Raw genomic sequence first — 22,289 nt, forward strand, 5'->3', positions numbered from 1 at the left:
AGCCAACGCAAAAAATTTATAACTTGAAATAAGCCTCGTGCGGAGGGCTTCTCATGGAAAGCAATCTTGAACACATTTTTGAACTCCAGTATGCGCTGGATACCTTTTACTTCCTTGTGTGCGGTGCCCTGGTCATGTGGATGGCCGCAGGCTTCTCGATGCTCGAAGCAGGCCTGGTGCGTGCCAAGAACACCACTGAAATCCTGACCAAGAACGTCTCGCTGTTTGCCATAGCCTGTACGATGTACCTCATCTGCGGCTACGACATCATGTATGGTGGCGGCCTGTTCCTGAGCGGTGTTACCACGGTTGCCCAGATGGATGACGCTGCCATCGCAGGCATTATTGCGGCTTCCAACGAATCCGGTTTTGGGGACATGGGCGAGTACTCCGGTGCTTCCGATTTCTTCTTCCAGGTCGTCTTCGTGGCAACCGCCATGTCCATCGTTTCCGGTGCCGTGGCCGAGCGCATGAAGCTCTGGGCCTTCCTGGCTTTTGCTGTTGTCATGTGTGGCTTTATCTACCCGATGCAGGGCGCATGGACCTGGAACGGCGATGCGGTTTTCGGCATGTACGAGCTCAACTACTTTGACTACGCCGGCTCCGGCATCGTGCACATGGCAGGCGCGGCTGCTGCCCTGGCCGGTGTTCTTCTGCTGGGTGCCCGTAAAGGCAAGTATGGCGCGGATGGCCAGATCAAGGCGTTCCCGGGTGCAAACCTGCCGCTGGCGACACTGGGCATGTTCATCCTGTGGATGGGCTGGTTCGGCTTCAACGGCGGCTCTACCCTGAAGCTGGGTGGTATCGGTGTTGCCAACGAGGTGGCCAACGTGTTCCTGAACACAAACGCAGCCGCTTCCGGTGGTCTGATTGCTGCCCTGATCGTTGGCCGCATCCTGTTCGGCAAGGCTGACCTGACCATGGCCCTGAACGGCGCCCTGGCCGGCCTGGTAGCCATCACTGCCGAGCCTGCGGATCCGTCGCCCCTGCTGGCCACCATCATTGGTGCCATTGGCGGTATCATCGTGGTGTTCTCCATCGTGACTCTGGACAAGATGCGCATTGACGATCCTGTCGGTGCTATCTCGGTGCACGGTGTGGTTGGTATCTGGGGTATCTTCGCGGTTCTCCTGTCCGACGCAGACGCGACCTTCATGGGTCAGCTGGTTGGCATGCTCACCATCTTCATCTGGGTCTTCGTGACCAGCCTGATTGTCTGGAGCATCCTGAAGGCGGTCATGGGTATCCGGGTTTCGGAAGAGGAAGAGTACGAGGGTGTGGATCTGTCCGAGTGTGGTATGGAAGCCTATCCGGAGTTTGTCAGCACCAAGTAATATGAGCTGACACTGGATCTGAAGAGGGGCGCCTGCGGGTGCCCCTTTTTTTGACTTGAGAGTAGGTCGGATTAGGCGCAGCCGTAATCCGACACCCAGGCTTGAGAGCATGCCGGAGGTGGGAGCCCCCCCATTCCGGGATACGCTGTGAATACATCCCTGTACGCTCGACAAAAACATCCCTGTTTTTGACGATCCCGGAATGGGGGGCTCCCACCTCCTCCGCTGACTCCGGGTTAACCCTCCCCGGGAATGACTTCATCCTCCAACGCATCCACCATAAACTGCGGCATTGCCAATGCACCACGGTGGATGTCGGCATTGTAGTAACGAGTCACAAACGGCCGTTGATCCGCATCTTCTTCACGAAAATAAACCACCGGCTTTTCCTTCCCGGCCATGGTGCAGCTCCACCAGCCGGTGGGATACACCGGTTGCGGGAACGGCAGGGTGCGGACGTGGTCGAAGCCGGCCTTTTTCATGTCGTCGTGGATGGTTTTGATGATGGTGTTGGTGTGCAGCAATGGCGATTCGCTTTGCTGAACGATGATGCCGCCGTCGCGCAGGGCGATCATGCAGTCGCGGTAGAAGTCCAGCGCAAACAGGCCTTCGGCGGGGCCGACCGGGTCGGTACTGTCGATGATGATGACATCAAGGCTTTCGGGTACTGCGTCGCGTATCCACTGGATGCCGTCGCCGAAGAAGAAGTTGGCGCGGGGGTCGGTGTTGGATTCACAAAGCTCCGGGAAGTACTTTTCGGAATTGCGGGTGACCCGTTCGTCGATTTCCACCTGCCAGGCTTCTTCCACTCCGGGGTGCTTGAGGACCTCTTTCAGGGTGCCGCAGTCGCCGCCCCCTACAATGACGACTTTTTTCGGGTCCTTGTGGGTGAACAGGGCCGGATGGGTCATCATTTCGTGATAGAGGAAGTTGTCCCGTGAGGTCAGCATCACGCAACCGTCCAGCACCATCAGGTTGCCGAAGGTTTCGGTCTCCCAGATTTCCAGCTTCTGGAAGTCGGTCTGTTCTTCGTGCAGCTTCTTTTTTACTTGCAGGGAAAATGCGGTGCCCTGGTCCTGAAATATCTCTGTAAACCAGCCTTCGTTCAGTGCAGTCATTTCTTGTCTCCGGATTTACTAGTCGAGCCAGATCGTATTGAAGGTATTGTAGGTGCCGAGCCCGAACACCTAAAGGACTATCCTGCTGCAGGTCATGGTTTTTTCCGGCATGGTTCTTTCAGAGGGCTGGTGGAATCCATACAATGACCGCCATAAGCCGGCAGGTTGCCGGCTCCGGATCCAGTACAGGAAAGCACCATGAATGAGCCTACCGGCAGTACCGCCCACAAGGTGTACAACATCGCCCATTGGAGCGATGGCTATATCGATGTGAATGCCCGCGGTGAAGTGCTGATCCGCCCCGACCGGGGCCACAGTGGTGAGGATATCAACCTGCCAGACCTGACCCGGTCGCTGGTCAGCAACGGCGTGCAGTTGCCGGTGCTGATCCGGTTTACGGACATCCTCCACGATCGGGTTAACAAACTGTGCGGCGCGTTTAATGCAATGGGCCGGGAACAGGGCTACCAGGGCACTTACACAGCGGTATACCCCATCAAGGTCAATCAGCAGCGGCGGGTGGTTGAGGAACTTCTGCGTGCAGAGCCGGCCGCCAGCGACAACCAGATCGGTCTGGAAGCCGGCAGCAAGCCGGAGCTGATGGCGGTTCTGGCCCTGTCCCGGCTGCCCGGCTCGGTGATTGTCTGTAACGGCTACAAGGATCGGGAATACATCCGCCTGGCCCTGATCGGGCAGAAGCTTGGGCACCGCGTCTTTATCGTGGTGGAGAAACAGTCAGAATTGCCACTGATCCTTGAGCAGGCCCGTCGTCTGGGCGTGACACCATTAATTGGTGTACGGGCCAGGCTGGCCACCATCGGCAAGGGCAACTGGCAGAATACCGGTGGCGAAAAATCGAAATTCGGCCTGTCCGCCAGCCAGGTGCTGGACGTGGTTGAAACCCTGCGTGACGCCGGGGCCCTGGAATCCCTGCAACTGCTGCATTTCCACCTGGGCTCGCAGATTGCCAATATCCGCGACATCCAGACCGGGTTGAGAGAGTGTGCCCGCTTCTACAGTGAATTGCGCAAAATGGGCGCACCGGTCGGCACGGTTGATATCGGCGGCGGTCTCGGCGTGGACTATGAAGGCACCCGTTCCCGCAGCAGTTGTTCCATGAACTACAGCATGCATGAATACGCCTACAACGTGGTTCATATACTGCAGTCGGAATGCGACCGGGCCGGGATCCCCCACCCTGACCTCATCAGCGAATCCGGCCGGGCACTGACCGCTCACCACTCGGTACTGGTCACCAATGTGATTGACCGGGAGGTACCCGAATCACGCCCGCCGGAACAGCCCGCCGGTGATGCACCGGCGCCGCTGCAGGACCTGTGGCGGGACCTGGAGAGCCTGCGGGACAAGAAGTCTCCCCGTTCCCTGGCGGAAATCTATCATGACGTGCTTCACGCCATGGCGGATGTGCACACTCAGTTTGCCCATGGCCTGCTGTCACTGGCCGACAGGGCCCGCGCGGAAACACTCTACACCACCTGTTGCCGCGCACTTCGCGACCAGCTGAATTCGGAAAACCGCGCGCACCGGGAGATCATTGATGAACTCAATGAAAAACTGGCCGAAAAGCTGTTTGTGAACTTCTCGCTGTTCCAATCGCTGCCGGATGTGTGGGGCATCGACCAGATTTTTCCGATCATGCCCATTAACGGGCTGAATCGACCGCTTAACCGGCGCGCGGTGATTCAGGACATTACCTGCGATTCCGACGGGCGGATCGACCGCTATGTGGATGGACAGGGCATCGAAACCACTTTCCCGCTGCCGGAGGATACGCCCGAAGAGCCCATGCTCATGGGCTTTTTCATGACCGGCGCCTACCAGGAAATCCTGGGCGACATGCACAACCTGTTCGGCGACACCCATTCGGTGGATGTGCGGCGCAACAGGGATGGGGGCCATACGGTAAGCGAGCCAATCCATGGCGATACAGTAGCCAGGGTGCTGCAGTACGTAAACTTCGAACCGGCGTCTCTGCTGAGGGCCTATGAACAGAAATTTTCAGCCAGCGGACTGACGGCTGAAGAACAGGCCAACCTGCTGGAGGAGCTTGCCGGCGGGCTGGAAGGCTATACCTACCTGGAGGAATGAACCGGCTCCTGAATAAAATTTTTCGATTAACCCATCCGGGCTGATCCGGCTGTCTGCTCACCCCGTACATATCCGAACTGACAAACTCGGGGCGAGTGCATAGAATGATGAACAGAACAATTTCAAATCATGCGACAGTCAAGGAGCGTCCGGTGACCACACTGGATCAGAAACCGGCACGGGCCGAGGGCCGCAAGGATCCCTGGAGCCAGATGCTCGAGAAAGTTGGCAAGAACCAGGACCGTCAGGCTTACCATGCCCTGTTCGAGCATTTTGGCCCGCAGATCAAGTACTACGCCATGGCCAATGGCCTGGCGAGTCACGCCGAAGAACTGGTCCAGGAAGTTTTCGTGTCGATCTGGCGCCGCTCCTGCCTCTACGACTGGCGCAAGGCCGCCGCATCCACCTGGATTTTTACCATTGCCCGGAATCAGCGCATCGACATGCTGCGCAAGATGAAGCGCACCAGCGCCGAAATGCCGGTCGAGACAGAAGACCTGTGGCAGATCCCGGGTGAGAACGACGACGAGCCGGTTACGTCCCTGCACCGCCTGATGTCAGAGCGCCGGGTGAGAGAATCCCTCAGCCATCTCCCGGAAGAGCAGATTACCGTCATTGCCAAGGTTTATATGGAGAGCAAGTCACACCAGATGGTGGCCGACGAGCTTAATATACCGTTGGGTACCGTAAAAAGCCGGGTGCGCCTGGCATTGAACAAACTGAAAGTGATTTTGCAGGACCAGAACGTATGACACGGCATCATCCAGACACACTAACCCTGATGGAATACAGCGCCGGCAATCTCAGTGAGCCCCACGCGTTGTGTATTCGACTTCATCTGGACCAGTGCCCCCACTGTCGCAGCCGCGTTGACACACTCGACAGCCTGGGTGCTGTCATGATGGAGAGCCAGCCCCAGGTGGGTGTTTCATCGGACATGTTCGACTCCATCCTGTCCCGCATCGACAGCGAACCGGATATGACCGAGAAGTATATCGACGCCCAGGCCAAACGCCTGAGCCCGCTACAGAAACTTCTGGGCGACAATCTTGATGATCTGCCCTGGAAGCGCCAGCTGGGCGATGTCAGCGTGCTGGATATCAGTGAACGCTTCCCCGGCCAGAACGAACAGGTGGTGTTGCAGAAACTGGCTGCCGGCGGCAAGGCTCCGGCCCACACGCACCGGGGTGATGAAACCACGATTGTGCTGCAGGGCGCGTTTGCCGACCAGAAAGGTGTATTCAACCAGTGGGACTTCGTGGTTCTCAACCAGGAAGACGAACACAAACCGGTCGCCGTGGGTTGCGAGGATTGCATTACGCTTTCAGTGCTCAGTGCACCGGTAAAGCTTACCGGCACTTTCACCCGGTTGCTGAATCCGTTCATACGCTGAAACGGCCCGCCGTTTCAGCGCCTTTCCCATCACCAGGGTATAACGGAACCGTCCCAGCCCAGGAAGGTTCCGTTATCGTCTTCGTGAAGACCCTCCGCCAACCGCAGAATATTCCCGGCCGTCTCTTCCGGACTATGAACCTGAAGCTGCGCCAGTGAACGGGTGAATGGTTTACTCAACGGCGACAGGGTAGTGCCGGGATGAACGGCCACGCAGGCCACAGGGCGGTACTTCCTCGGTAACTCGATGGACAGGTTGCGAACCAGCATGTTCAGTGCCGCCTTGGAGCTGCGGTAGGCATACCAGCCACCAAACCCATTGTCGGTTATGGACCCGACCCTGGCAGACACGGCCAGGATACGCTTGAAACGCCGGTGGCGGAGCCAGGGAGAAATGGCCTGCACCAGCATCGCAAAACCGGTGGCGTTCACCGCAAAGGCATGGGCAAAAGCCTGTGCATCCAGGTCCTCCAGGCGCTTTTCAGGTGTCATCCCGGGGCCGTGCAGTATGCCAGCCGCATAGATGACCATATCAAGCCCTGATGCTACCGGTAACAACGCCGCCAGGCGCTCGCCGACCGCTTTGGCACTGTCGCTATCAGCGGCATCCCAGGAAATCAGGCTGACCCGGCCTGCCTGTTCCCCGCTCAGACTGACAGTCGACGGATCACGGCAAAGCCCGACGATGGAGAGCTCGGCGTCACTCTGTAACAGTTTCGTGGCCAGCGCGTGGCCAATGGCTCCGGATATTCCGGCAATCAACACCTGTTTCATAAAAACTCCCGGCTTACGGGGCCTGCCCGTTCATTGGATGATCTCTGCCTACTGATACGAAACTTCTGATCAACAGACCGGCCTTTCGGTGAACCGGAAATTAAAACGATCGTATGAATGAAAGCGTTGACACAACTACCTGCATTGAGGAGAGACTTCCATGCAATACCAGGCCCCGGCGAACGACCTTCGCTTCTTGCTGTTTGATGTCCTTGGCGCAGATAAGCTCCATGAACTGGAAAAGTACGCAGACGCCACCCCTGACCTGATTTCCGCAGTGATCGACGAGGCCGGCAAACTTGCGGCAGAAGTGATCCAGCCCACCAACCAGGTGGGTGATCGGCAGGGCTGCCAGTACAACCCGGAAACCCATGACGTCACGACACCGGACGGCTTCCGGGAGGCCTACACCAGATTCGTCGAAGGTGGCTGGACGGCGCTGGATGCACCGCTGCAGTATGGTGGCCAGGGCCTGCCCCATACCCTCAAGTTTGTCGTGGACGAGATGGTCTGTTCCACCAACCTGTCGCTGGGTATGTACCCGGGCCTGACCCATGGCGCCATCAGCGCCCTGTATGCCCACGGTTCAGAGGAACTCAAGGACACCTATCTGGAAAAGCTGATTTCCGGTGAATGGACCGGCACCATGTGCCTGACCGAGCCCCAGTGCGGCACCGACCTGGGCCTGATCCGCACCCGTGCCACCCCCAACGACGACGGCTCCTATGCCATCGAAGGCACCAAGATCTGGATCACCGGCGGAGAGCACGACCTGGTAGACAACATTGTGCACCTGGTTCTGGCCAAGCTGCCCGGGGCACCGGACACCACCAAGGGTATTTCCCTGTTCGTGGTGCCCAAGGTTCTGCCGGATTCCGGCGAGCGCAATCCGGCTTTTTGCGGCGGCCTGGAACACAAGATGGGCATCAAGGGCTCCGCCACCTGCGTGATGAACTTTGAAGGCGCCAAGGGCTGGCTGGTGGGCGAGGCCAACGACGGCATGCGCGCCATGTTCACCATGATGAACGAAGCCCGCCTGATGGTGGGCATGCAGGGGCTGGGACTGGCTGAAATGGCCTACCAGGAGAGCCTCGGCTTTGCCCGTGAACGCCTGCAAAGCCGTTCCCTCAGCGGGCCCAAGAATCCGGACGGCCCGGCCGACCCGATTATCGTACACCCCGATGTTCGCCGCATGCTGATGCGCCAGAAAGTCCTCAATGAAGGCATGCGAGCGCTGGCTCTGTTTACCGGCCACAAGCTGGACCTGTCGGTGGCCCATGGCGATGAAGCTGTTCGCGAATCGGCGGACGACCTTGTTCAATTGTTGACTCCGGTAGTGAAATCCTTCCTCACCGACGAAGGCTTCAACAATGCCAATACCGGCCTGCAGGTGCTGGGCGGTTCCGGCTTCACCACCGACTGGCCGCTGGAGCAACTGGTGCGGGACGGGCGTATCGCCCGCATCTACGAAGGCACCAACGGCATCCAGGCCATGGATCTGGTGGGACGCAAGCTCAGCCTCAAGGGCGGGCAACTGGTGCGCACCCTGTTCACGGAACTGACCGGCTACCTGAAGAACAACCCGGAGGCTCCCTACCGGGAAGAACTGAAGGGGGCCATCAAGTCCCTGGAGTCCGCCACCCTGTGGATCGCCAGCAATGCCCCCAGTGATCCGGAACAGGCCGGTGCAGCGGCAACTCCCTACCTGCGCCTCATGGCCCTGACCGTCATCGCCTATCTCTGGTCCCGCATGGCCGGCGTTGCGCAGGCACAACTGGATGCTGGCGAAGGCAACAAGCCACTGCTGGAAGGGAAACTGATCTCGGCCCGTTTCTACTTCGAGAAACTGCTGCCAGAGATTCAGTGGTTGCAGCAGGACATTGAGAGTGGAAAAGACGCTCTCATGGCCTTCGAGGATGACCACTGGGCGGCGTGACTGACTTCTCCGGTCGCGCCTGCGCACTCTGGCCGGAAATGACTGATATTTGTCAAGCCCTGACCTTCCGGGCGATAGGTTTATGGACGATACTGATGACGTTGATTAGTGTCTCTGAACTAGTCCGGCCCTACCCCCCGTCGGGTTGGGCACTTTCTTACAGGCCACGCATTGCGTGGCCTTTTTTTGTGTCTGCAATCGTGCCCTCCAATAGCCTGACCTACCAACCATTAGAGACAGCCCGCAGGCCTGGGTTACAATCGGGGCTTTTCCGCGGAGATGCAGTATGACGGGTGACGATTTCCACTTCCGCTTCGGCGGTATCGAGCGACTGTATGGCCGCCGGGCCCTGGAGCGTTTCCGTCACGCCCATATTGCCATTGTTGGCCTGGGCGGTGTCGGCTCCTGGGCAGCGGAAGCCCTCGCCCGCTCCGGTATCGGCACACTGACGCTGATCGACATGGACGACATCTGCGTGTCCAACACGAATCGTCAACTCCACGCTCTGGCAGGCCAGTATGGCCGAACCAAGACCGATGCCATGGCGGAACGCCTGCGGGGCATCAACCCGGAAGCCGATATCCGCATTCATTTCGGATTCCTGAACACCAGAAACGTCAGCGATCTGATCACGCCGGACATGTGCGGGGTGGTTGATGCCATAGACAGCGTCAAGGCCAAGGCGGGGCTGATCGCTCACTGCCAGCGGCGGAAAATCCCGTTGGTGTGTGCCGGCGGCGCAGGCGGCCAGATGGACCCGACCCAGATCCGCGTCAGCGACCTCAGCAAGACGACCCAGGACCCGCTGCTGGCAAAGGTTCGCAACCTGCTGCGGCGTGAGTACGGCTTCTCACGCAACCCCAAGCGCCGGTTTGGAATCGAAGCCGTGTACTCCCTTGAACAGCTCACGTATCCTGCGGGGGATGGTGAGGTGTGCCTCCAGAAACCAGCCACCGACGGGCCGGTGAGGCTGGACTGCGCCTCCGGTTTCGGAGCCGCCAGCCCGGTGACCGCCAGCTTTGGTTTGTTTGCCGCCGCCCGGCTTCTTTCCAGGCTTGCATGCAAGGCCGAATCAGACACCGCAGCAACCTTCCCGGCCGGACCACAGAACTAACCCATGACTCAATGGAACTGATGCCATTATGACCGTCAGCACTGTTTTTCTTCTCGCCTGCATTGGTGTGCTTTCCCTGTTCTGCCAGTGGCTGGCCTGGCGGGTTCGTATGCCCGCCATCCTGTTTCTGCTGGCCGGCGGTATTGCCGCCGGCCCGATGTTCGGATTTCTGAACCCGGAGGAAGTGTTCGGAGACCTCCTGTTCCCGGTCATTTCGCTGGCGGTCGCCATCATTCTGTTCGAAGGCAGCCTGACCCTCCGATACGAAGAAATCCGCGGTCACGGCAAGATGGTACGCAACCTGATTCCCGTCGGCTCCATCGTGACCTGCTTTATCGGCACCCTGGCCGCACGCTGGATCCTGGATGTGTCCTGGGAAGTGGCGCTGCTGTTCGGTGCCATATCCATCGTCACCGGCCCTACCGTAATTGCCCCCCTGCTGCGATCCGTCAGGCCGGATGCCAAGCTCGCCAATATCCTGCGCTGGGAGGGCATCATCATCGATCCGGTCGGTGCGCTGCTGGCGGTACTGGTGTTCGAGGGTATCGTGTCCTGGGGCCAGGGCAACGTGTTCGGCCACTCCCTGTACATCTTCGGCAAAACCCTGGCGGTGGGCTTCCTGCTCGGTGCGTTGGCCGGCTGGCTCAATGGCATTGCCCTGCGCAAACACCTGTTACCCCAGTACCTGCATAATGCCGGCACCCTGACCTTCATGCTCGGGGTCTATGCCCTGTCCAACGAGATGGCCCATGAGTCCGGCCTGCTGACGGTGACTGTGATGGGCATCTGGATGGCGAACATGAAGCAGGTACCCATCGACAGCATCCTGGAGTTCAAGGAATCCCTGAGCGTTCTGCTGATCTCCGCCCTGTTCATTATTCTTGCCGCGCGGGTTGAATTCGCGGCCATCGCCCAACTGGGCTGGGGCCTGGTGGCGGTACTGGCTCTGCTGATGCTGGTCGCCCGCCCCCTGAGTATCTTTCTGTCCGCCATCGGTACCAGCCTCAACTGGCGTGACAAACTGTTCCTGAGCTGGATTGCGCCCAGGGGTATCGTGGCCGCCGCGGTGTCTGCGCTGTTTGCCTTCCAGTTGCAGAAACTGGGTTACGAGAGTGCCGGCGCCCTGGTGCCACTGGTATTCATGCTGATCATTGCCACCGTAACCCTGCAGAGCCTCACTGCCAGACCACTGGCCAAGCTGCTGAAGGTAGCCGAGCCGGCGGAGTACGGTTTCCTTATTCTTGGCGCCAACCCGGTAGCCAGGAAGATCGCGCTGGCCCTGAAGAAACTGGAGGTGCCGGTCACCCTGGCGGACACCAGCTGGGAAAACGTCAAACAGGCGAGAATGGAAAACCTGCCGGTCTATTTTGGCAATCCGGTGTCTGAACACGCGTCAACCCATCTCGACCTGACCGGCATTGGCAATCTGCTGGTGATCTCTCCCTACAAGCACATGAACTCACTGGCGACCTATCACTTCCTGGACTGGTTCGGCAAGGGCTCGGTGCTGACACTTGCGGAAGGGGATCAGGACCAGAAAGCCAGGCATCAGACCGCCGAGAAAATCCAGATGACCCGGGGGCTGTTTGGCGGGGTAAGCTATGCCAAGCTTGCCAGCCTGGCGAGCCAGGGGTACTCGGTGAAGACCACCCAGCTCAGTGACGAGTTCACGCTCGACGACTTCCTGGAAAAATACGACCGCCAGGCCATCGTGCTATTCGTTCTGGATACCCGTGAACACATCATGCCGGTCAAGAACCTCAGCGACATCAAGCCGGAAAAAGACTGGACCCTGGTCAGCCTGGTACCACCCCAGGCACGGAAGGAACGCAAGGAGCGGGATACCGGAGAAGCCCCGGCACCCGCTCCGGGCTGAGCGGGATCAGCGGCTGCGGCAGTCAAGCACCAGTTTGCCCCTGACATGCCCGCCTTCCAGGGTGCGGTGCGCATCAGCGACCTGCTCCAGCGGGAAGGCCCCGTCGATGTGAACCCTTACATCGCCGTCTTCGATCAGCTCGGCAATTTCATCAAGATGGAAGACATCGGGGCGTACGGTCATGCCGTGGGCCCTCAGGCCCAGGGCTTCTGCGGCGGTGATGATTTCGTCCGCCGTTACCGTGGGCACGGTAACCAGCACGCCGTGCTCACTCAGGGTATGCAGTGAGCGCTTTCCCGTTTCACCACCCACCAGGTCGAGGACCACATCCAGGCCGTAGCATTCGTCAACCACATCGGTGGTGTGATAATCAATCACTTCATGAACGCCGAAAGCAGCCAGGAAATCCCGGTTGCCTGACGACGCCGTGGCAATGACGTGAGCACCCCGCTCCAGTGCGAACTGAACCGCAAAGTGCCCGACTCCGCCGGCACCAGCATGAATCAGCACTTTCTGGCCTGCTTCCAGTTCCGCCACCTCAAACAGCGCCTGCCAGGCCGTCAGCGCAGCCAGCGGCAGCGCACCGGCGGTTACCAGATCCAGTTCTTCCGGCACTATGGCCAGCTCATCGGCCCGGGCAACAGCATACTCCGAGTAACCCCCACCACTGGCCGGAAAACCCACCATGCCCATTACCCGGTCTCCCGGCACCAGGGTGGTGACATCTCGGCCAACCGCAATAACCTCCCCCGCGGCCTCAAAACCGGGCGTCCAGGGCAGCTGATCCTCGATCTGCCGCGCCACAAATCCCAGACCCTTGCGGGTTTTCCAGTCGATGGGATTCAACCCGGCACCGGCAACCCTGAACAGGACCTCTTCGGCGCCCGGCTCGGGAATCGCAGAGGACTCAATCCGGAGTACGTCGGCATCGCCGAAGCGGTCATAAACCACCTGGCGCATGGCATCGCCAGCATTCGGATCAACGGTGTTTTCCATGATGTTCTCCAGACAGCTTCAGGGACAGGACAGAATCATCTGTTCAGACTAGCAGAAAGTTCAGGGAGTGGAATCAAAGGCAGCATCAAAGCCGCGACCACCGGGCACCATGGCATCACCGAGGATGCGTGCGAACTCCGCAGGCATCCGTGAAGGTCGCTGGCTCTTCATGTTGACACAGGCGTGGGTGGACACTGCCCGCACCAGGGTCTTGCCATCGGATTCCCGTATCAGCTGGAACTGGCGCGCGGAGCGAAAGCGTCCGTCAAATCCTGTCAGCCAGGTACCGAGAATCAGCCGGTCGCCGGCATTGGCGGAAGCCAGGTAATCAATCTCTGTGCGGGTAATGGCCATGGCCTTGCCGGTTTTCTCATGCAACTCCCAGGTCATCCCCAGGCTTTCGATATGCTGCCAGCTGATTTCCTCCAGCCAGCGCACATACACCACATTGTTGGCATGCCCCAGCCTGTCAGTGTCCTCGTCACCCACCTCAATGGGCATGATGAACGGCTCGGGAAGATCCCAGTTCAGCGAATTACCCTCACTCATTGTTGCTGTCTCCCAGGCCCGGAATGGCCGCTAACGCCAACCGGCCAATACGGTCGTTGTGAAGTGAACCAAAGTAGAGGTAGCCATCATGGGGATTCACCGAGGTAATTTCCTGCAGGTGCGTACCCCGGGTATCGTGAAGGCTGGTAATCACCTCTGCCTGCTCGTCCAGCGCCACCACCAGTCCGTATTGCTGGGGCGTTGGCAGAAACCACTCAGGCAGCTTGGCCAGCAGGTCTTTCAGCCAAGGCTGACGGTGCATGGCATCAACCCGGGGGTTCCTGAGAGTGGGGAAAGCCACCCAGTAGCGGCCCTCATCGTCGACCGCCAGGTTATCCGGAAAACCCGGCAGGTTGTCGGCAAACACCTCGGCCTGGCCAGGATTCCGGCCACCGATCCAGTACTTGAGAATACGATACTTCCAGGTTTCGTTGACCAGCACGTACTCACCATCCGGGGACACCGCCACGCCGTTGGCAAAATGCAGGTTGCTCAGCAAGACCTCGGTTCGTTGCGTTTGCGGGTCATAGCGCAGAAGCCGGCCATGGGGGCGCATTTCCAGGAGATCCAGCAGGTAGTCAGGCTGGCGAAAGCGGGAACTGGCATCCGTGAAATAGATCCTGCCGTCCGGGGCGATGTCCACATCGTCGGTAAAGCGAAAGGGCAGGCCTTCCGCTTCCCGGGTCAGCAGGGTCACTGTCTTGTCCGGCGCAATGGACAGCAGGCCTTTCCAGGCATCCGCAACAATGAGATTGCCGTCACGGTCAAACACCATACCCAGGGGCCTGCCCTCCGTCTCCAACCACCTTTCAACCCGGCCATCCGGCCAGACCCGGACAATCCATCCGTCCTGGGTTCCGGTGTAGAGCACGCCGTCGTCGTCCACGGTGGTGTCTTCCGGGCCATAGACTTCTCCCCTGGCCAGCAGGTCTGCCAGCCGCAGGCGCTCATTGGGAGCCAACTCACCGGTCAGCGGCTGTGGCGAAGGCGCTTTCCAGGACTGACTGTTAATAGGCGATGGCGACAACAGAAAACCGCCCAACGCCAGAAAACCGATCAGCAAAGCTCCCAGAAGCCACTTCATAGATGATGCCTGTTCCTGTCAGATACTGTTCCGCCACCTTACCAGACGCCCGTCCCGGGCTGAACTGGCGGGCATTATTGCCAGCGGCTGCCTCCTTCGGCCGCTGCCATCATTCGGTCAGGAAGCGCCGGCACAGCGCCGCGAAACTGTCTGGTTTTTCCGCATGCAACCAGTGCCCGGTGCCGGTCATGATGCGCAGGTCGGCATTGGGAAAGAGACGACGAATCTCGTCGCGATGCTTCTCCTGGATGTAGGCGGAGTCCGCCCCCTTGATAAACAGCACCGGGCCCTCAAACGGTCCATCGCCTTCCGGCGCCAGAGCAAGTTTCGGATAACATTGCGCGATGACCGGCAGGTTAAGCCGCCAGCGATAGAGCCCCGGGTAGTCATTACGCTCGTTATCCGCGACCCGCACCAGATTTTTCAGCAGAAACTGCCTGACACCCGGCTCTTCCACGTATTCAGCCAGCAACCTGTCGGCATCCTGGCGCGAACGGATGGCACCGGTGTCAATGGCAGTCAGACCCTCCAGCACCGCATCATGACGAGGGTGATAGGTTACCGGCGCGATATCGGCAACAATGATGCGGTCGACCCGTTCCGGGGCCTGCAGCGCCAGCTGCATGGCGGTCTTGCCACCCATGGAATGGCCCAGAATGGCTGCCCTGTCCAGGCCACGGGCATCCATGTAGGCCAGTACGTCATCCGCCATGGACGGATAGTCCATGGTATCGGTATGGGGAGAGCTGCCATGATTGCGCTGGTCCAGCGCATGGATCTGCCACTGGTCCTGTAACCGCCGGCTGATCCCCCCCAGGTTCTCCAGCGACCCGAACAGGCCATGCAGCAGTATCAGTGGCGAGCCGTCGCCGGTAATGCGGTAATTGAGTTCAACACTCATGGGCAGGGTCTCCTGTAACACCGGTAAGCCGACTACATTACCATCGGTGGATACAGGCACAAGGGGAAGCAGACGGGAAAGGCCGATCCTGCAGACACAAAAAAGCCGGAGTTTCCTCCGGCATCAGGTCATGAACGTCACTATTGCCTGATCAGCAGTAGTACATGCTGTTCAGGTATTCAGCCAGTGCAGCGATATTGGAGCGCTCCAACTCGTTATGGGGTACAAAAATTTCCAGTTCCATGAAAACACCTCCGGTTACAATCAGTTCGGGTGAGAATCCTCAGTGACTTAATGCTATCGTTGTTACAGTGGCAACCCATTGACAGGCTGTCCCACAGGCTTGACATTTTGTATCAGCCTGAATGAATTCCTGTTAACCAATAAACAAAGGTGACCGTGAACGCTCCCCAGGCAGACGCCACCACATCGCCGCTGGTTGCAGCCTCAAGTACGCTGGCGCTGGTTCACTACCTGGACCGGCAAGGGGTGCTGGACCTTCCCACCGTGGAGAAGATCACCGGTTACCGTCGCAATGAACTGACGGATCCGGATCTTCGCATCGCCGCTGAAAACCACTACCGCCTGTGGGAATACGCCGAACAGGTGACCGGTGACCCGGCTGTCGGTCTGCATGCGGGCCAGGTCATTGACCCTGACCGCATGGGCCTGGTGGGCCATGTATTCTTCAATTGCGACACCCTGGGCGAAGCAGTTACCCAGTATGTCCGCCTGCACCGGCTGATCAATGAGTCGGTCACCCTCAGTTTCGAGCAGGCTGGCGACCAGGCCATTCTGACCTGGCAGGCGGATTCACCCGGCCACTACTGTCGCCAGGACATGGACCGGACACTGGCAGCGGCCCTTTGCCGCACCCGGCACTTCATTCACCCCTCGATCGCCGCCGAGTGGGCCGAAATTGCCCATCCGGAACCGTCCTACGGCAAGGAATACCAGCGCCTGCTGGGCGGGCGGGTCTATTTCGGTTCCGGCACCACCCGGCTTGCCTTCAACAGCCGGCACCTGAGCCATCCGATCCCCCACCGCAATCCCTATGTGTATTCCGCCGTTCTGAAACAGGTTAACTCGCTGCTGGCCCGCCTTCAGGGCAGGCGCACCTTTGGTCGCAAGATCCGGAGGCTGATTTCCCGGCAGATGGCCACCGAGCGGATTGATGCCGACACCCTTGCAAAGCAGTGTCATATGAGCCGGCAAACCCTCTACAGGCGACTGAAGAAAGAGGGGCTCGGATTTCACGAGCTGGTGGAGGAGGTTCGCAAGGACAAGGCCCTTCGCTACGTTGCATCGGACCATTACGCCCTGGGTGAGATTGCTTTTCTGCTGGGATTTTCCGAGCTCAGTGCCTTCAGCCGCGCCTTCAAACGCTGGACCGGCATGGCGCCCGCCCAGTACCGGGCACGCCACCAGTCCGACAACTCAGGGGCAACATCAGGATGAGCCTGCCCGACGCATCCTGGCTTGCGGTTGCCATCGGCCTGGTGTATCTGGCCGCGGCTGTTTGCATTTACCGGATACTGATGACCTACCGCACCGCCCAGGGTGCCCTTGCCTGGGTGCTGGCGCTGATCGGCCTGCCCTACATCGCCGTTCCCATGTTCCTGTTCTTTGGCCGCAACCGCTTCGGTGGCTATATCAGCGCACGCCGCACCGGTGATGCAGCACTGACCGAGCTGCTTAACCGCTTCGAGCACCAGACTGCAACGATCCGCCAACGGGACCACGAGCATTTTCATGACGAACTCAAGGTCCTTTGCAAGCTGGGCCGGCAACCCTTCACCAAAGGCAACCGGTGCGACCTGCTCAAAGACGGTGAAGCCACCTTCGAAGCGTTGTTCGATGCCATGGAAGATGCCCGCCGTTATATCCTGCTGGAATTCTATATCGTCCGCTCCGACAAGGTCGGCCAGCGCATCAAGTCGATTCTCAAACGCAAGCTCGCCCAGGGGGTCGAGGTCTGGTTTCTCTATGACGATATTGGCAGTGTCTGGCTCCCCCGGAAATACCTCAGGGAACTGGCCGCTGCCGGGGCCAGGGTTGCTTCCTTCGGAGATGGCAATGTTCGACGCCTGCGATTACAGGTGAATTTCCGCAATCACCGCAAACTGCTGGTCTGCGACGGAGAAGTCGGCTTTATCGGGGGCATTAACCTCGGGGATGAATACCTGGGCACCGCCATGGACGAGGAACCCTGGCGCGACAGCCACTGCCGCATTACCGGTCCGGCGGTAACCGGACTGCAACTGGCCTGGCTGGAGGACTGGAACTGGGCCAGCGAGGAAGTTCCGACGCTCAGCTGGACTCCTTCCATGCCGGCACGGGGCAATCAGGAGGTGCTCATTCTGCCAACCGGGCCGGCAGACACCTATGAAACCTGCACGCTGTTTTTCCTGAACTGCATCAACAATGCCCGGGAACGGATCTGGATCGCCTCACCCTATTTCGTGCCGGATTTCCAGATCATGAATGCCCTGCAGCTGGCGGCCCTCAGGGGAGTGGATGTGCGCATTATCATTCCGGAGAAATCCGACAGCCGGCTGATACGGCTTGCGGCCTACTCCTACCTGGTTCAGGCCTGCCGCGCGGGGATTGGCATCTACCGGTATCAACCCGGCTTCATGCACCAGAAAATGGTACTGGTGGATCAACGCTACGCGGCGGTGGGCACGGCCAACCTGGATAACCGGTCCATGCGGCTGAATTTCGAGATTACCGCCATCTGTACCGCCAGTGATTTCGTTGACGGGGTCGGGCAGATGCTGGAGCAGGACCTTGCCAGCTGTCGCCTGATGACGGAGCGGGATTATCAGGACCGTTCGATCCTTTTCCGTCTGGCCTGCCGGACCACCCGACTGATGGCACCACTGCTCTGAAACCGGCCACAACAACGGTGTCGGTTTCGGTATGACCATTTTCCGGACGCAAAGAATGTGAGAGTATTCCAGAACCATCGAGCCAGCACGCAGTAACGAAGCAGGACCATGACCACATTCAAGCCCCGTGAAACCCTGACCGAACAGGTTGCGCGCCACATCGAGAATCTGATTGCCTTTGGCCAGCTCCGCTCCGGTGAGCGCATCTATGAGAGTGCCATGGCGAAACAAATGGACGTTAGCCACGGCTCAATCCGCGAGGGGCTGCTGTTGCTGGAGAAACGCCACCTGGTACAGAACGTTCCTCGCAAGGGGGCATTCGTCACACCACTGGATGAGTTTTTTGTCCGCAGTCTTTACGAAGTCCTGCAACTGTACCTGACCCATACCGGCCGCAAGCTGGTACGTCAGTGGCAACCTGCCGACATGGATAAGCTTGAATCCCTCTATCAGCGCATGAAAGCCTGCCATGACAACAACGATCTGCTGGTCTTTCTGGAACTGGGCATCGAATACACCCAGGCATCCCTGGCCTATGCCGACAACTATTTCATTGTTTCCGCGATTGAGGATCTGTGGCCATCTGCCAAGCGCTGCGCCTTTGTAGCTTTCCAGCGCGGGGGAAACCGCGTACTGGAGGACAACCTGGAACACGTGCGCGAGTCTATTGACGCTATCCGGGAACATGATGAGGAGCGCCTGGCAGACATCCTCGAAAAATACGCCCAGCAGCAATGCCGGCAGGTTCTCGATGCCATTGGCAGCACTCCTGCCACCGCCTGAACCACAGCGCCTCAGTCAAACAGACGGGTAAACGAAAACCCGAGGCTCAGGTAGGCACTCCAGTCGTCCTCGTTGTTATAGGCAGTGGCAACCTGTAGCGGCCCCATAAAGGTTTCAACCCCCGCAAACACACTTCCTGACCACAACAGATTGTTCCAGCGGGCATCACCGAGCGACGACCAGGCGTTGCCGGTTTCAAAACCCACCCCGGCAAACCAGGGGACAAACGGCCCGCCGAATTCCTGCCTGGCAAAAACCCCTGCAAGTGCCGCATCTTCACCGGCCACCTCGCCCTGGCTGTAGGCCGACAACCGGCGGAACCCACCCAGCAACACCGAATTTTCAATTCCGGCCACACCCCGGGTCACGGCGCTTCCGTACAACAGGCCGGTGAGGCTGGTCTTGCGCCAGCTTGCGGTGCCCAGGGCCATAACGGTAACCGAATCAAAGTTACGGTCAGACCCCAGCCCGGGACGCTCGATCCGGCCACGGATGCCGGCAAAACCGCCGGATTCGGGAAGAAAGGTGTCATCCAGGGAATCATGAACCAGCCGCAGGTTGAGACTGCCACTCTGGATCGAGCCGGAAGGTGCCACGGGTTGCCCCACCTGCTCGTCAACCGTGGCGTACCCACGCATGTACTCGAGGCGGATTTCCCCGTTGACACCCAGCTCGGTTCCCAGGGCGAAATCGAGCTGGCGACTGGTAATATCCACCTCTGTGATGCGCTCACCCTCACCGTCGAACGCACTCAGGCTCTCCCGGAAATATTCACCCCCGAGTGTCAGAAACCGTTTGAATCCGTAGTCCAGTGGCTGAAACCATTCGGTCCGGACCCACGGCTGTGTACCCAGCTGAAGCCCTGTTGCCCACTCTCCACCCAGGGCGTTGAGGCCCGTCATGCGCAGGGACGTTGCCAGATTGAAGCGGGTCTCGTTCTCGAAGTTGTCCTCGTAACTCAGCCCGAATGAAAGATAATTCGGCCCCCAGCTTTTCTCCCGCACCCGGATCACAAGCTCGGTGCCACCTCCCTCGGCAGGCGCCAGGGCATAGGAAACGGTTTCATAGTAGCCAAGGCCATAGATACGCTTGAGATCTTCTTCCAGCGCCTGCACATCCAGCGGCTCACCGCTTTGCTGGCGGATGCGCTGGCGCAGGAAATTCCCTGCCAGCCGTGAACGGTCATCAAAACGGATACCAGTGATCAGCCCCGGACTGGACGACTTCGACTGCACACGACTGCGGTAATGGAGCCAGTCCTCTTCCCCGACACTGAGATGGCGAAGCTCACCGGCGTGTTTGCGGGCACCACTTGCGCCAAGTTCGAACAGCGCCGGCGCCTGGTAGAAATCCGCCGACGACAGGCCTTCCAGGTCCGGCCGGATCAGTATGTCCCGATCCGTCAGCAGTTCCAGCTGCTGCTCGGTGTTTCGACGCGTCATCATAGTGGTTAGCTGACCCACTACAGAATAGGCTTCGCGGATTTGCTCCCGCTCCAGCAACGGGTCGGTAATGTCCACCGCGATAATGATATCGGCCCCCAGATCCCGGGCGACGCTGACCGGCATATTGTTTGCCACACCGCCGTCTACCAGTAACCGCCCGTCCAGCGTGACCGGGGCATAGACACCGGGAATACTCATGCTGGCACGAATCGCCTCCGACAGATTACCCTTGCCGATGACCACTTCCTCTCCGGTTTCAAGGTCTGTTGCTACGGCCCGAAAGGGAATGGCAAGCTCGTCAAAGTCCTCCACCAGGGAAGCGCTGCGGGTAAGCTCGTTAAGGATGAAGCCCAGGTTCTGGCCGGCGATGATTCCCCCACCCAGGTGGAGACCGTCGGCGCGGACACCGATCCCCGGGGCCACAGGGAAACGCCAGTCCTGGCGTTTACGCCGTACCGGCTTGTAGGCGCGGCCGGGATCATCGCGAAAGCTCGATACCCAGTCCATCTGGATAAACCGCTCTTCGATATCGTGAACTTCCATTCCCGAGGCATAGAGAGCACCCACGGCAGAACCGGCACTGGTGCCCACCACGATATCCACCGGAATGTTCATTTCCTCCAGTACACGCAGCACACCGACATGGGCCATACCCTTGGCGCCGCCCCCACTGAGTACCAGCCCGACCTTCGGCCGCCCTGTTTCGGCCATCACCGGCATTGCCACCAGCACCGCGACCATCACAACCAGCAATCTCAGTGCTGACATCATTCCGCCTGCCTGTTAATGGTCGTCCGTGCGCTCTTCATCCGCCAGTGACAGGTGGGACACATCCGGGACAACCGGTGGCGGCAACTCCCGCTTGACGCCCAGTTCGGTGCCCGGAGGGGCCAGGGTCCAGTCGTCCAGATGCTGGAACATGGGGGCCGGTGCTTCCCGGTGCTCTTCGAGTGTTACCCCAACCGGATCCAGACTGAGCCCGGATCCGGAGAGAATCGCATCGACTTTCTCACCCGCCACCGGCAAACGATCGCCCGGCTCCACGGCAACCGATGAACCCGGCTTGGCGGCCCCGGGGCCCTCCTGTGACGCTCCCTGTTCCGGAGTGGTCTGCCGGGGCGATTCCTGCGCTGGTGCCCCGGCGGCAGGCGCCGGACGGGGCGGAGGCGGTGCTGCACCTTCCATGGGCTGCACATAAGCCACCATGCCATGCTTCTTCAGCACCGCCCGGTATTTTTCCGCCTGAACCTCTTCCAGCTTGTTGCGGATGACCACCGGCTGACCACTGAACATACGGTCAACCTGTTCCAGGGTGGCCTTGAACAGGTTCTTCGCATTGCTGCGGGCTGTCGCCGGGTCAGTCCCGGGCGTGCATTCACCTTTGAAAACGAGCTGGAACATGATTCTGCCTCTGCCTGTATCCGTTTTTATTCATGATAGTTGATCCTGGCGGACGCCGGAAATTCGCTGCCATCCCGCAAGGTACGCCGCAGACTGCAAACAATTGAAAAATGTGTGCATTAATCACGCAAAATAACCGATACTCTGTAATAATGATCAGTAACCAAATGTTACATATATTTACGCACCCCGACGGACTCACATCACAGGAGTGACTCCATGATTACCAGAAGCATCACCGGCACTTTGGCGCTGTTGCTGGCACTGGCTTCTCAGCCGGCTTCTGCCGGCAACCTGGACCTGCTGCTCAGCAGCGTCTTCCCGGACCAGCAAGCCACTTATATTGGCTATGAGAGCGTCGAGCGGGAAGATATACCGGCGTCCTCCCACATTGAGCGGAAATATCTGGTTGTGGACTTCCGCTTCAAGTCCGACCCTGCCAGCGACCAGTTGCAGGCCAGTGTTCACAAGGTCTGCATGGCATTGCTGAAAGACCGGGAGCTGATTCAGTCGCTCTCTGACTCCGGATACGACATGGTCGCCGTTGCCTTTGACCGCAAATCCCAGTACGACTGCCTCTGAGACC

At 59.3% G+C, this 22,289-nt stretch carries 19 protein-coding genes; 11 read left to right on the forward strand and 8 right to left on the reverse strand.

What is annotated here, in order from left to right; genetic code table 11:
* Positions 1-53 precede the first annotated feature (53 nt).
* Positions 54-1,334, forward strand: a complete 1,281-nt coding sequence (locus HLUCCO03_RS09530) for an ammonium transporter (protein ID WP_027830781.1) — start codon at positions 54-56, stop codon at positions 1,332-1,334.
* A 236-nt stretch (positions 1,335-1,570) separates the two neighbouring features.
* Here the strand turns inward: HLUCCO03_RS09530 and speE are convergent, their stop codons facing one another.
* Positions 1,571-2,452: a polyamine aminopropyltransferase gene (gene speE / locus HLUCCO03_RS09535; protein WP_027830780.1), complete on the reverse strand. Its 882-nt coding sequence runs from the start codon at positions 2,450-2,452 to the stop codon at positions 1,571-1,573.
* 198 nt (positions 2,453-2,650) lie between these two features.
* Here speE and speA point away from each other — a divergent pair, with 198 nt between their 5' ends.
* From speA to HLUCCO03_RS09550, 3 genes are all read left to right on the forward strand, one after another.
* Positions 2,651-4,561, forward strand: coding sequence for a biosynthetic arginine decarboxylase (gene speA, locus HLUCCO03_RS09540; RefSeq protein ID WP_027830779.1), 1,911 nt, complete (start codon positions 2,651-2,653; stop codon positions 4,559-4,561).
* Positions 4,562-4,713: 152 nt separating this feature from the next.
* A complete protein-coding gene (locus tag HLUCCO03_RS09545; RefSeq protein WP_027830778.1) occupies positions 4,714-5,313 on the forward strand; it encodes a sigma-70 family RNA polymerase sigma factor in 600 nt (199 codons plus the stop codon).
* Positions 5,310-5,954 (forward strand): ChrR family anti-sigma-E factor, encoded by a 645-nt coding sequence (locus tag HLUCCO03_RS09550; RefSeq protein ID WP_027830777.1) that lies wholly within the window; start codon positions 5,310-5,312, stop codon positions 5,952-5,954. Before HLUCCO03_RS09545 ends, HLUCCO03_RS09550 begins: the two co-directional genes overlap by 4 nt.
* Positions 5,955-5,983: 29 nt before the next feature.
* Here the strand turns inward: HLUCCO03_RS09550 and HLUCCO03_RS09555 are convergent, their stop codons facing one another.
* Positions 5,984-6,727, reverse strand: a complete 744-nt coding sequence (locus HLUCCO03_RS09555; RefSeq protein WP_027830776.1) for an SDR family NAD(P)-dependent oxidoreductase — start codon at positions 6,725-6,727, stop codon at positions 5,984-5,986.
* 160 nt (positions 6,728-6,887) lie between these two features.
* Here HLUCCO03_RS09555 and HLUCCO03_RS09560 point away from each other — a divergent pair, with 160 nt between their 5' ends.
* From HLUCCO03_RS09560 to HLUCCO03_RS09570, 3 genes are all read left to right on the forward strand, one after another.
* Complete coding sequence (locus tag HLUCCO03_RS09560) at positions 6,888-8,663, forward strand: acyl-CoA dehydrogenase C-terminal domain-containing protein (RefSeq protein WP_027830775.1); 1,776 nt, start codon at positions 6,888-6,890, stop codon at positions 8,661-8,663.
* A gap of 286 nt (positions 8,664-8,949) precedes the next feature.
* Positions 8,950-9,777 (forward strand): tRNA cyclic N6-threonylcarbamoyladenosine(37) synthase TcdA, encoded by an 828-nt coding sequence (gene tcdA, locus HLUCCO03_RS09565; protein WP_027830774.1) that lies wholly within the window; start codon positions 8,950-8,952, stop codon positions 9,775-9,777.
* A gap of 28 nt (positions 9,778-9,805) precedes the next feature.
* Positions 9,806-11,653, forward strand: coding sequence for a sodium:proton antiporter (locus HLUCCO03_RS09570; protein ID WP_027830773.1), 1,848 nt, complete (start codon positions 9,806-9,808; stop codon positions 11,651-11,653).
* A 6-nt stretch (positions 11,654-11,659) separates the two neighbouring features.
* Here the strand turns inward: HLUCCO03_RS09570 and HLUCCO03_RS09575 are convergent, their stop codons facing one another.
* The 4 genes from HLUCCO03_RS09575 to HLUCCO03_RS09590 all read right to left on the reverse strand — a co-directional run bounded on the left by HLUCCO03_RS09575 (position 11,660) and on the right by HLUCCO03_RS09590 (position 15,183).
* On the reverse strand, positions 11,660-12,649 hold the full coding sequence (locus HLUCCO03_RS09575) for an NADP-dependent oxidoreductase (RefSeq protein WP_027830772.1): 990 nt from the start codon (positions 12,647-12,649) through the stop codon (positions 11,660-11,662).
* Between the two features lie 60 nt (positions 12,650-12,709).
* Positions 12,710-13,198, reverse strand: coding sequence for a thioesterase family protein (locus HLUCCO03_RS09580; RefSeq protein WP_027830771.1), 489 nt, complete (start codon positions 13,196-13,198; stop codon positions 12,710-12,712).
* The gene (locus HLUCCO03_RS09585; protein ID WP_027830770.1) at positions 13,191-14,282 is read right to left on the reverse strand and encodes an SMP-30/gluconolactonase/LRE family protein; all 1,092 of its coding nucleotides are present in this window, start codon (positions 14,280-14,282) and stop codon (positions 13,191-13,193) included. Before HLUCCO03_RS09585 ends, HLUCCO03_RS09580 begins: the two co-directional genes overlap by 8 nt.
* Positions 14,283-14,391: 109 nt before the next feature.
* Complete coding sequence (locus HLUCCO03_RS09590) at positions 14,392-15,183, reverse strand: alpha/beta fold hydrolase (protein ID WP_027830769.1); 792 nt, start codon at positions 15,181-15,183, stop codon at positions 14,392-14,394.
* A 399-nt stretch (positions 15,184-15,582) separates the two neighbouring features.
* Between HLUCCO03_RS09590 and HLUCCO03_RS09595 the strand changes: the two genes are divergently transcribed.
* The 3 genes from HLUCCO03_RS09595 (at position 15,583) to HLUCCO03_RS09605 (ending at position 18,857) form a co-directional block, all read left to right on the forward strand.
* On the forward strand, positions 15,583-16,641 hold the full coding sequence (locus HLUCCO03_RS09595; RefSeq protein ID WP_027830768.1) for an AraC family transcriptional regulator: 1,059 nt from the start codon (positions 15,583-15,585) through the stop codon (positions 16,639-16,641).
* Positions 16,642-16,643: 2 nt separating this feature from the next.
* A complete protein-coding gene (cls, locus tag HLUCCO03_RS09600; RefSeq protein ID WP_027830767.1) occupies positions 16,644-18,074 on the forward strand; it encodes a cardiolipin synthase in 1,431 nt (476 codons plus the stop codon).
* A 108-nt stretch (positions 18,075-18,182) separates the two neighbouring features.
* Complete coding sequence (locus HLUCCO03_RS09605) at positions 18,183-18,857, forward strand: GntR family transcriptional regulator (RefSeq protein ID WP_027830766.1); 675 nt, start codon at positions 18,183-18,185, stop codon at positions 18,855-18,857.
* An 11-nt stretch (positions 18,858-18,868) separates the two neighbouring features.
* Here HLUCCO03_RS09605 and HLUCCO03_RS09610 read toward each other — a convergent pair whose 3' ends face one another.
* Together HLUCCO03_RS09610 and HLUCCO03_RS09615 are read right to left on the reverse strand one after the other, a co-directional pair.
* Complete coding sequence (locus tag HLUCCO03_RS09610; RefSeq protein ID WP_027830765.1) at positions 18,869-21,073, reverse strand: patatin-like phospholipase family protein; 2,205 nt, start codon at positions 21,071-21,073, stop codon at positions 18,869-18,871.
* A gap of 12 nt (positions 21,074-21,085) precedes the next feature.
* Positions 21,086-21,703: a hypothetical protein gene (locus HLUCCO03_RS09615; RefSeq protein WP_027830764.1), complete on the reverse strand. Its 618-nt coding sequence runs from the start codon at positions 21,701-21,703 to the stop codon at positions 21,086-21,088.
* A gap of 219 nt (positions 21,704-21,922) precedes the next feature.
* Between HLUCCO03_RS09615 and HLUCCO03_RS09620 the strand changes: the two genes are divergently transcribed.
* Positions 21,923-22,285: a hypothetical protein gene (locus HLUCCO03_RS09620; protein ID WP_027830763.1), complete on the forward strand. Its 363-nt coding sequence runs from the start codon at positions 21,923-21,925 to the stop codon at positions 22,283-22,285.
* Positions 22,286-22,289: the final 4 nt, after the last annotated feature.

The sequence above is a fragment of the Marinobacter sp. HL-58 genome (genome assembly GCF_001314605.1).
Classification (GTDB): Bacteria; Pseudomonadota; Gammaproteobacteria; order Pseudomonadales; family Oleiphilaceae; genus Marinobacter.

Bases quoted from the DNA above. Each gene is read 5' to 3' on its own strand.
- HLUCCO03_RS09530 (WP_027830781.1), top strand. From the start codon at position 54: ATGGAAAGCAATCTTGAACACATTTTTGAACTCCAGTATGCGCTGGAT.
- speE (WP_027830780.1), bottom strand. From the start codon at position 2,452: ATGACTGCACTGAACGAAGGCTGGTTTACAGAGATATTTCAGGACCAG.
- speA (WP_027830779.1), top strand. From the start codon at position 2,651: ATGAATGAGCCTACCGGCAGTACCGCCCACAAGGTGTACAACATCGCC.
- HLUCCO03_RS09550 (WP_027830777.1), top strand. From the start codon at position 5,310: ATGACACGGCATCATCCAGACACACTAACCCTGATGGAATACAGCGCC.
- HLUCCO03_RS09555 (WP_027830776.1), bottom strand. From the start codon at position 6,727: ATGAAACAGGTGTTGATTGCCGGAATATCCGGAGCCATTGGCCACGCG.
- HLUCCO03_RS09560 (WP_027830775.1), top strand. From the start codon at position 6,888: ATGCAATACCAGGCCCCGGCGAACGACCTTCGCTTCTTGCTGTTTGAT.
- tcdA (WP_027830774.1), top strand. From the start codon at position 8,950: ATGACGGGTGACGATTTCCACTTCCGCTTCGGCGGTATCGAGCGACTG.
- HLUCCO03_RS09570 (WP_027830773.1), top strand. From the start codon at position 9,806: ATGACCGTCAGCACTGTTTTTCTTCTCGCCTGCATTGGTGTGCTTTCC.
- HLUCCO03_RS09575 (WP_027830772.1), bottom strand. From the start codon at position 12,649: ATGGAAAACACCGTTGATCCGAATGCTGGCGATGCCATGCGCCAGGTG.
- HLUCCO03_RS09580 (WP_027830771.1), bottom strand. From the start codon at position 13,198: ATGAGTGAGGGTAATTCGCTGAACTGGGATCTTCCCGAGCCGTTCATC.
- HLUCCO03_RS09585 (WP_027830770.1), bottom strand. From the start codon at position 14,282: ATGAAGTGGCTTCTGGGAGCTTTGCTGATCGGTTTTCTGGCGTTGGGC.
- HLUCCO03_RS09590 (WP_027830769.1), bottom strand. From the start codon at position 15,183: ATGAGTGTTGAACTCAATTACCGCATTACCGGCGACGGCTCGCCACTG.
- HLUCCO03_RS09605 (WP_027830766.1), top strand. From the start codon at position 18,183: ATGACCACATTCAAGCCCCGTGAAACCCTGACCGAACAGGTTGCGCGC.
- HLUCCO03_RS09610 (WP_027830765.1), bottom strand. From the start codon at position 21,073: ATGATGTCAGCACTGAGATTGCTGGTTGTGATGGTCGCGGTGCTGGTG.
- HLUCCO03_RS09615 (WP_027830764.1), bottom strand. From the start codon at position 21,703: ATGTTCCAGCTCGTTTTCAAAGGTGAATGCACGCCCGGGACTGACCCG.
- HLUCCO03_RS09620 (WP_027830763.1), top strand. From the start codon at position 21,923: ATGATTACCAGAAGCATCACCGGCACTTTGGCGCTGTTGCTGGCACTG.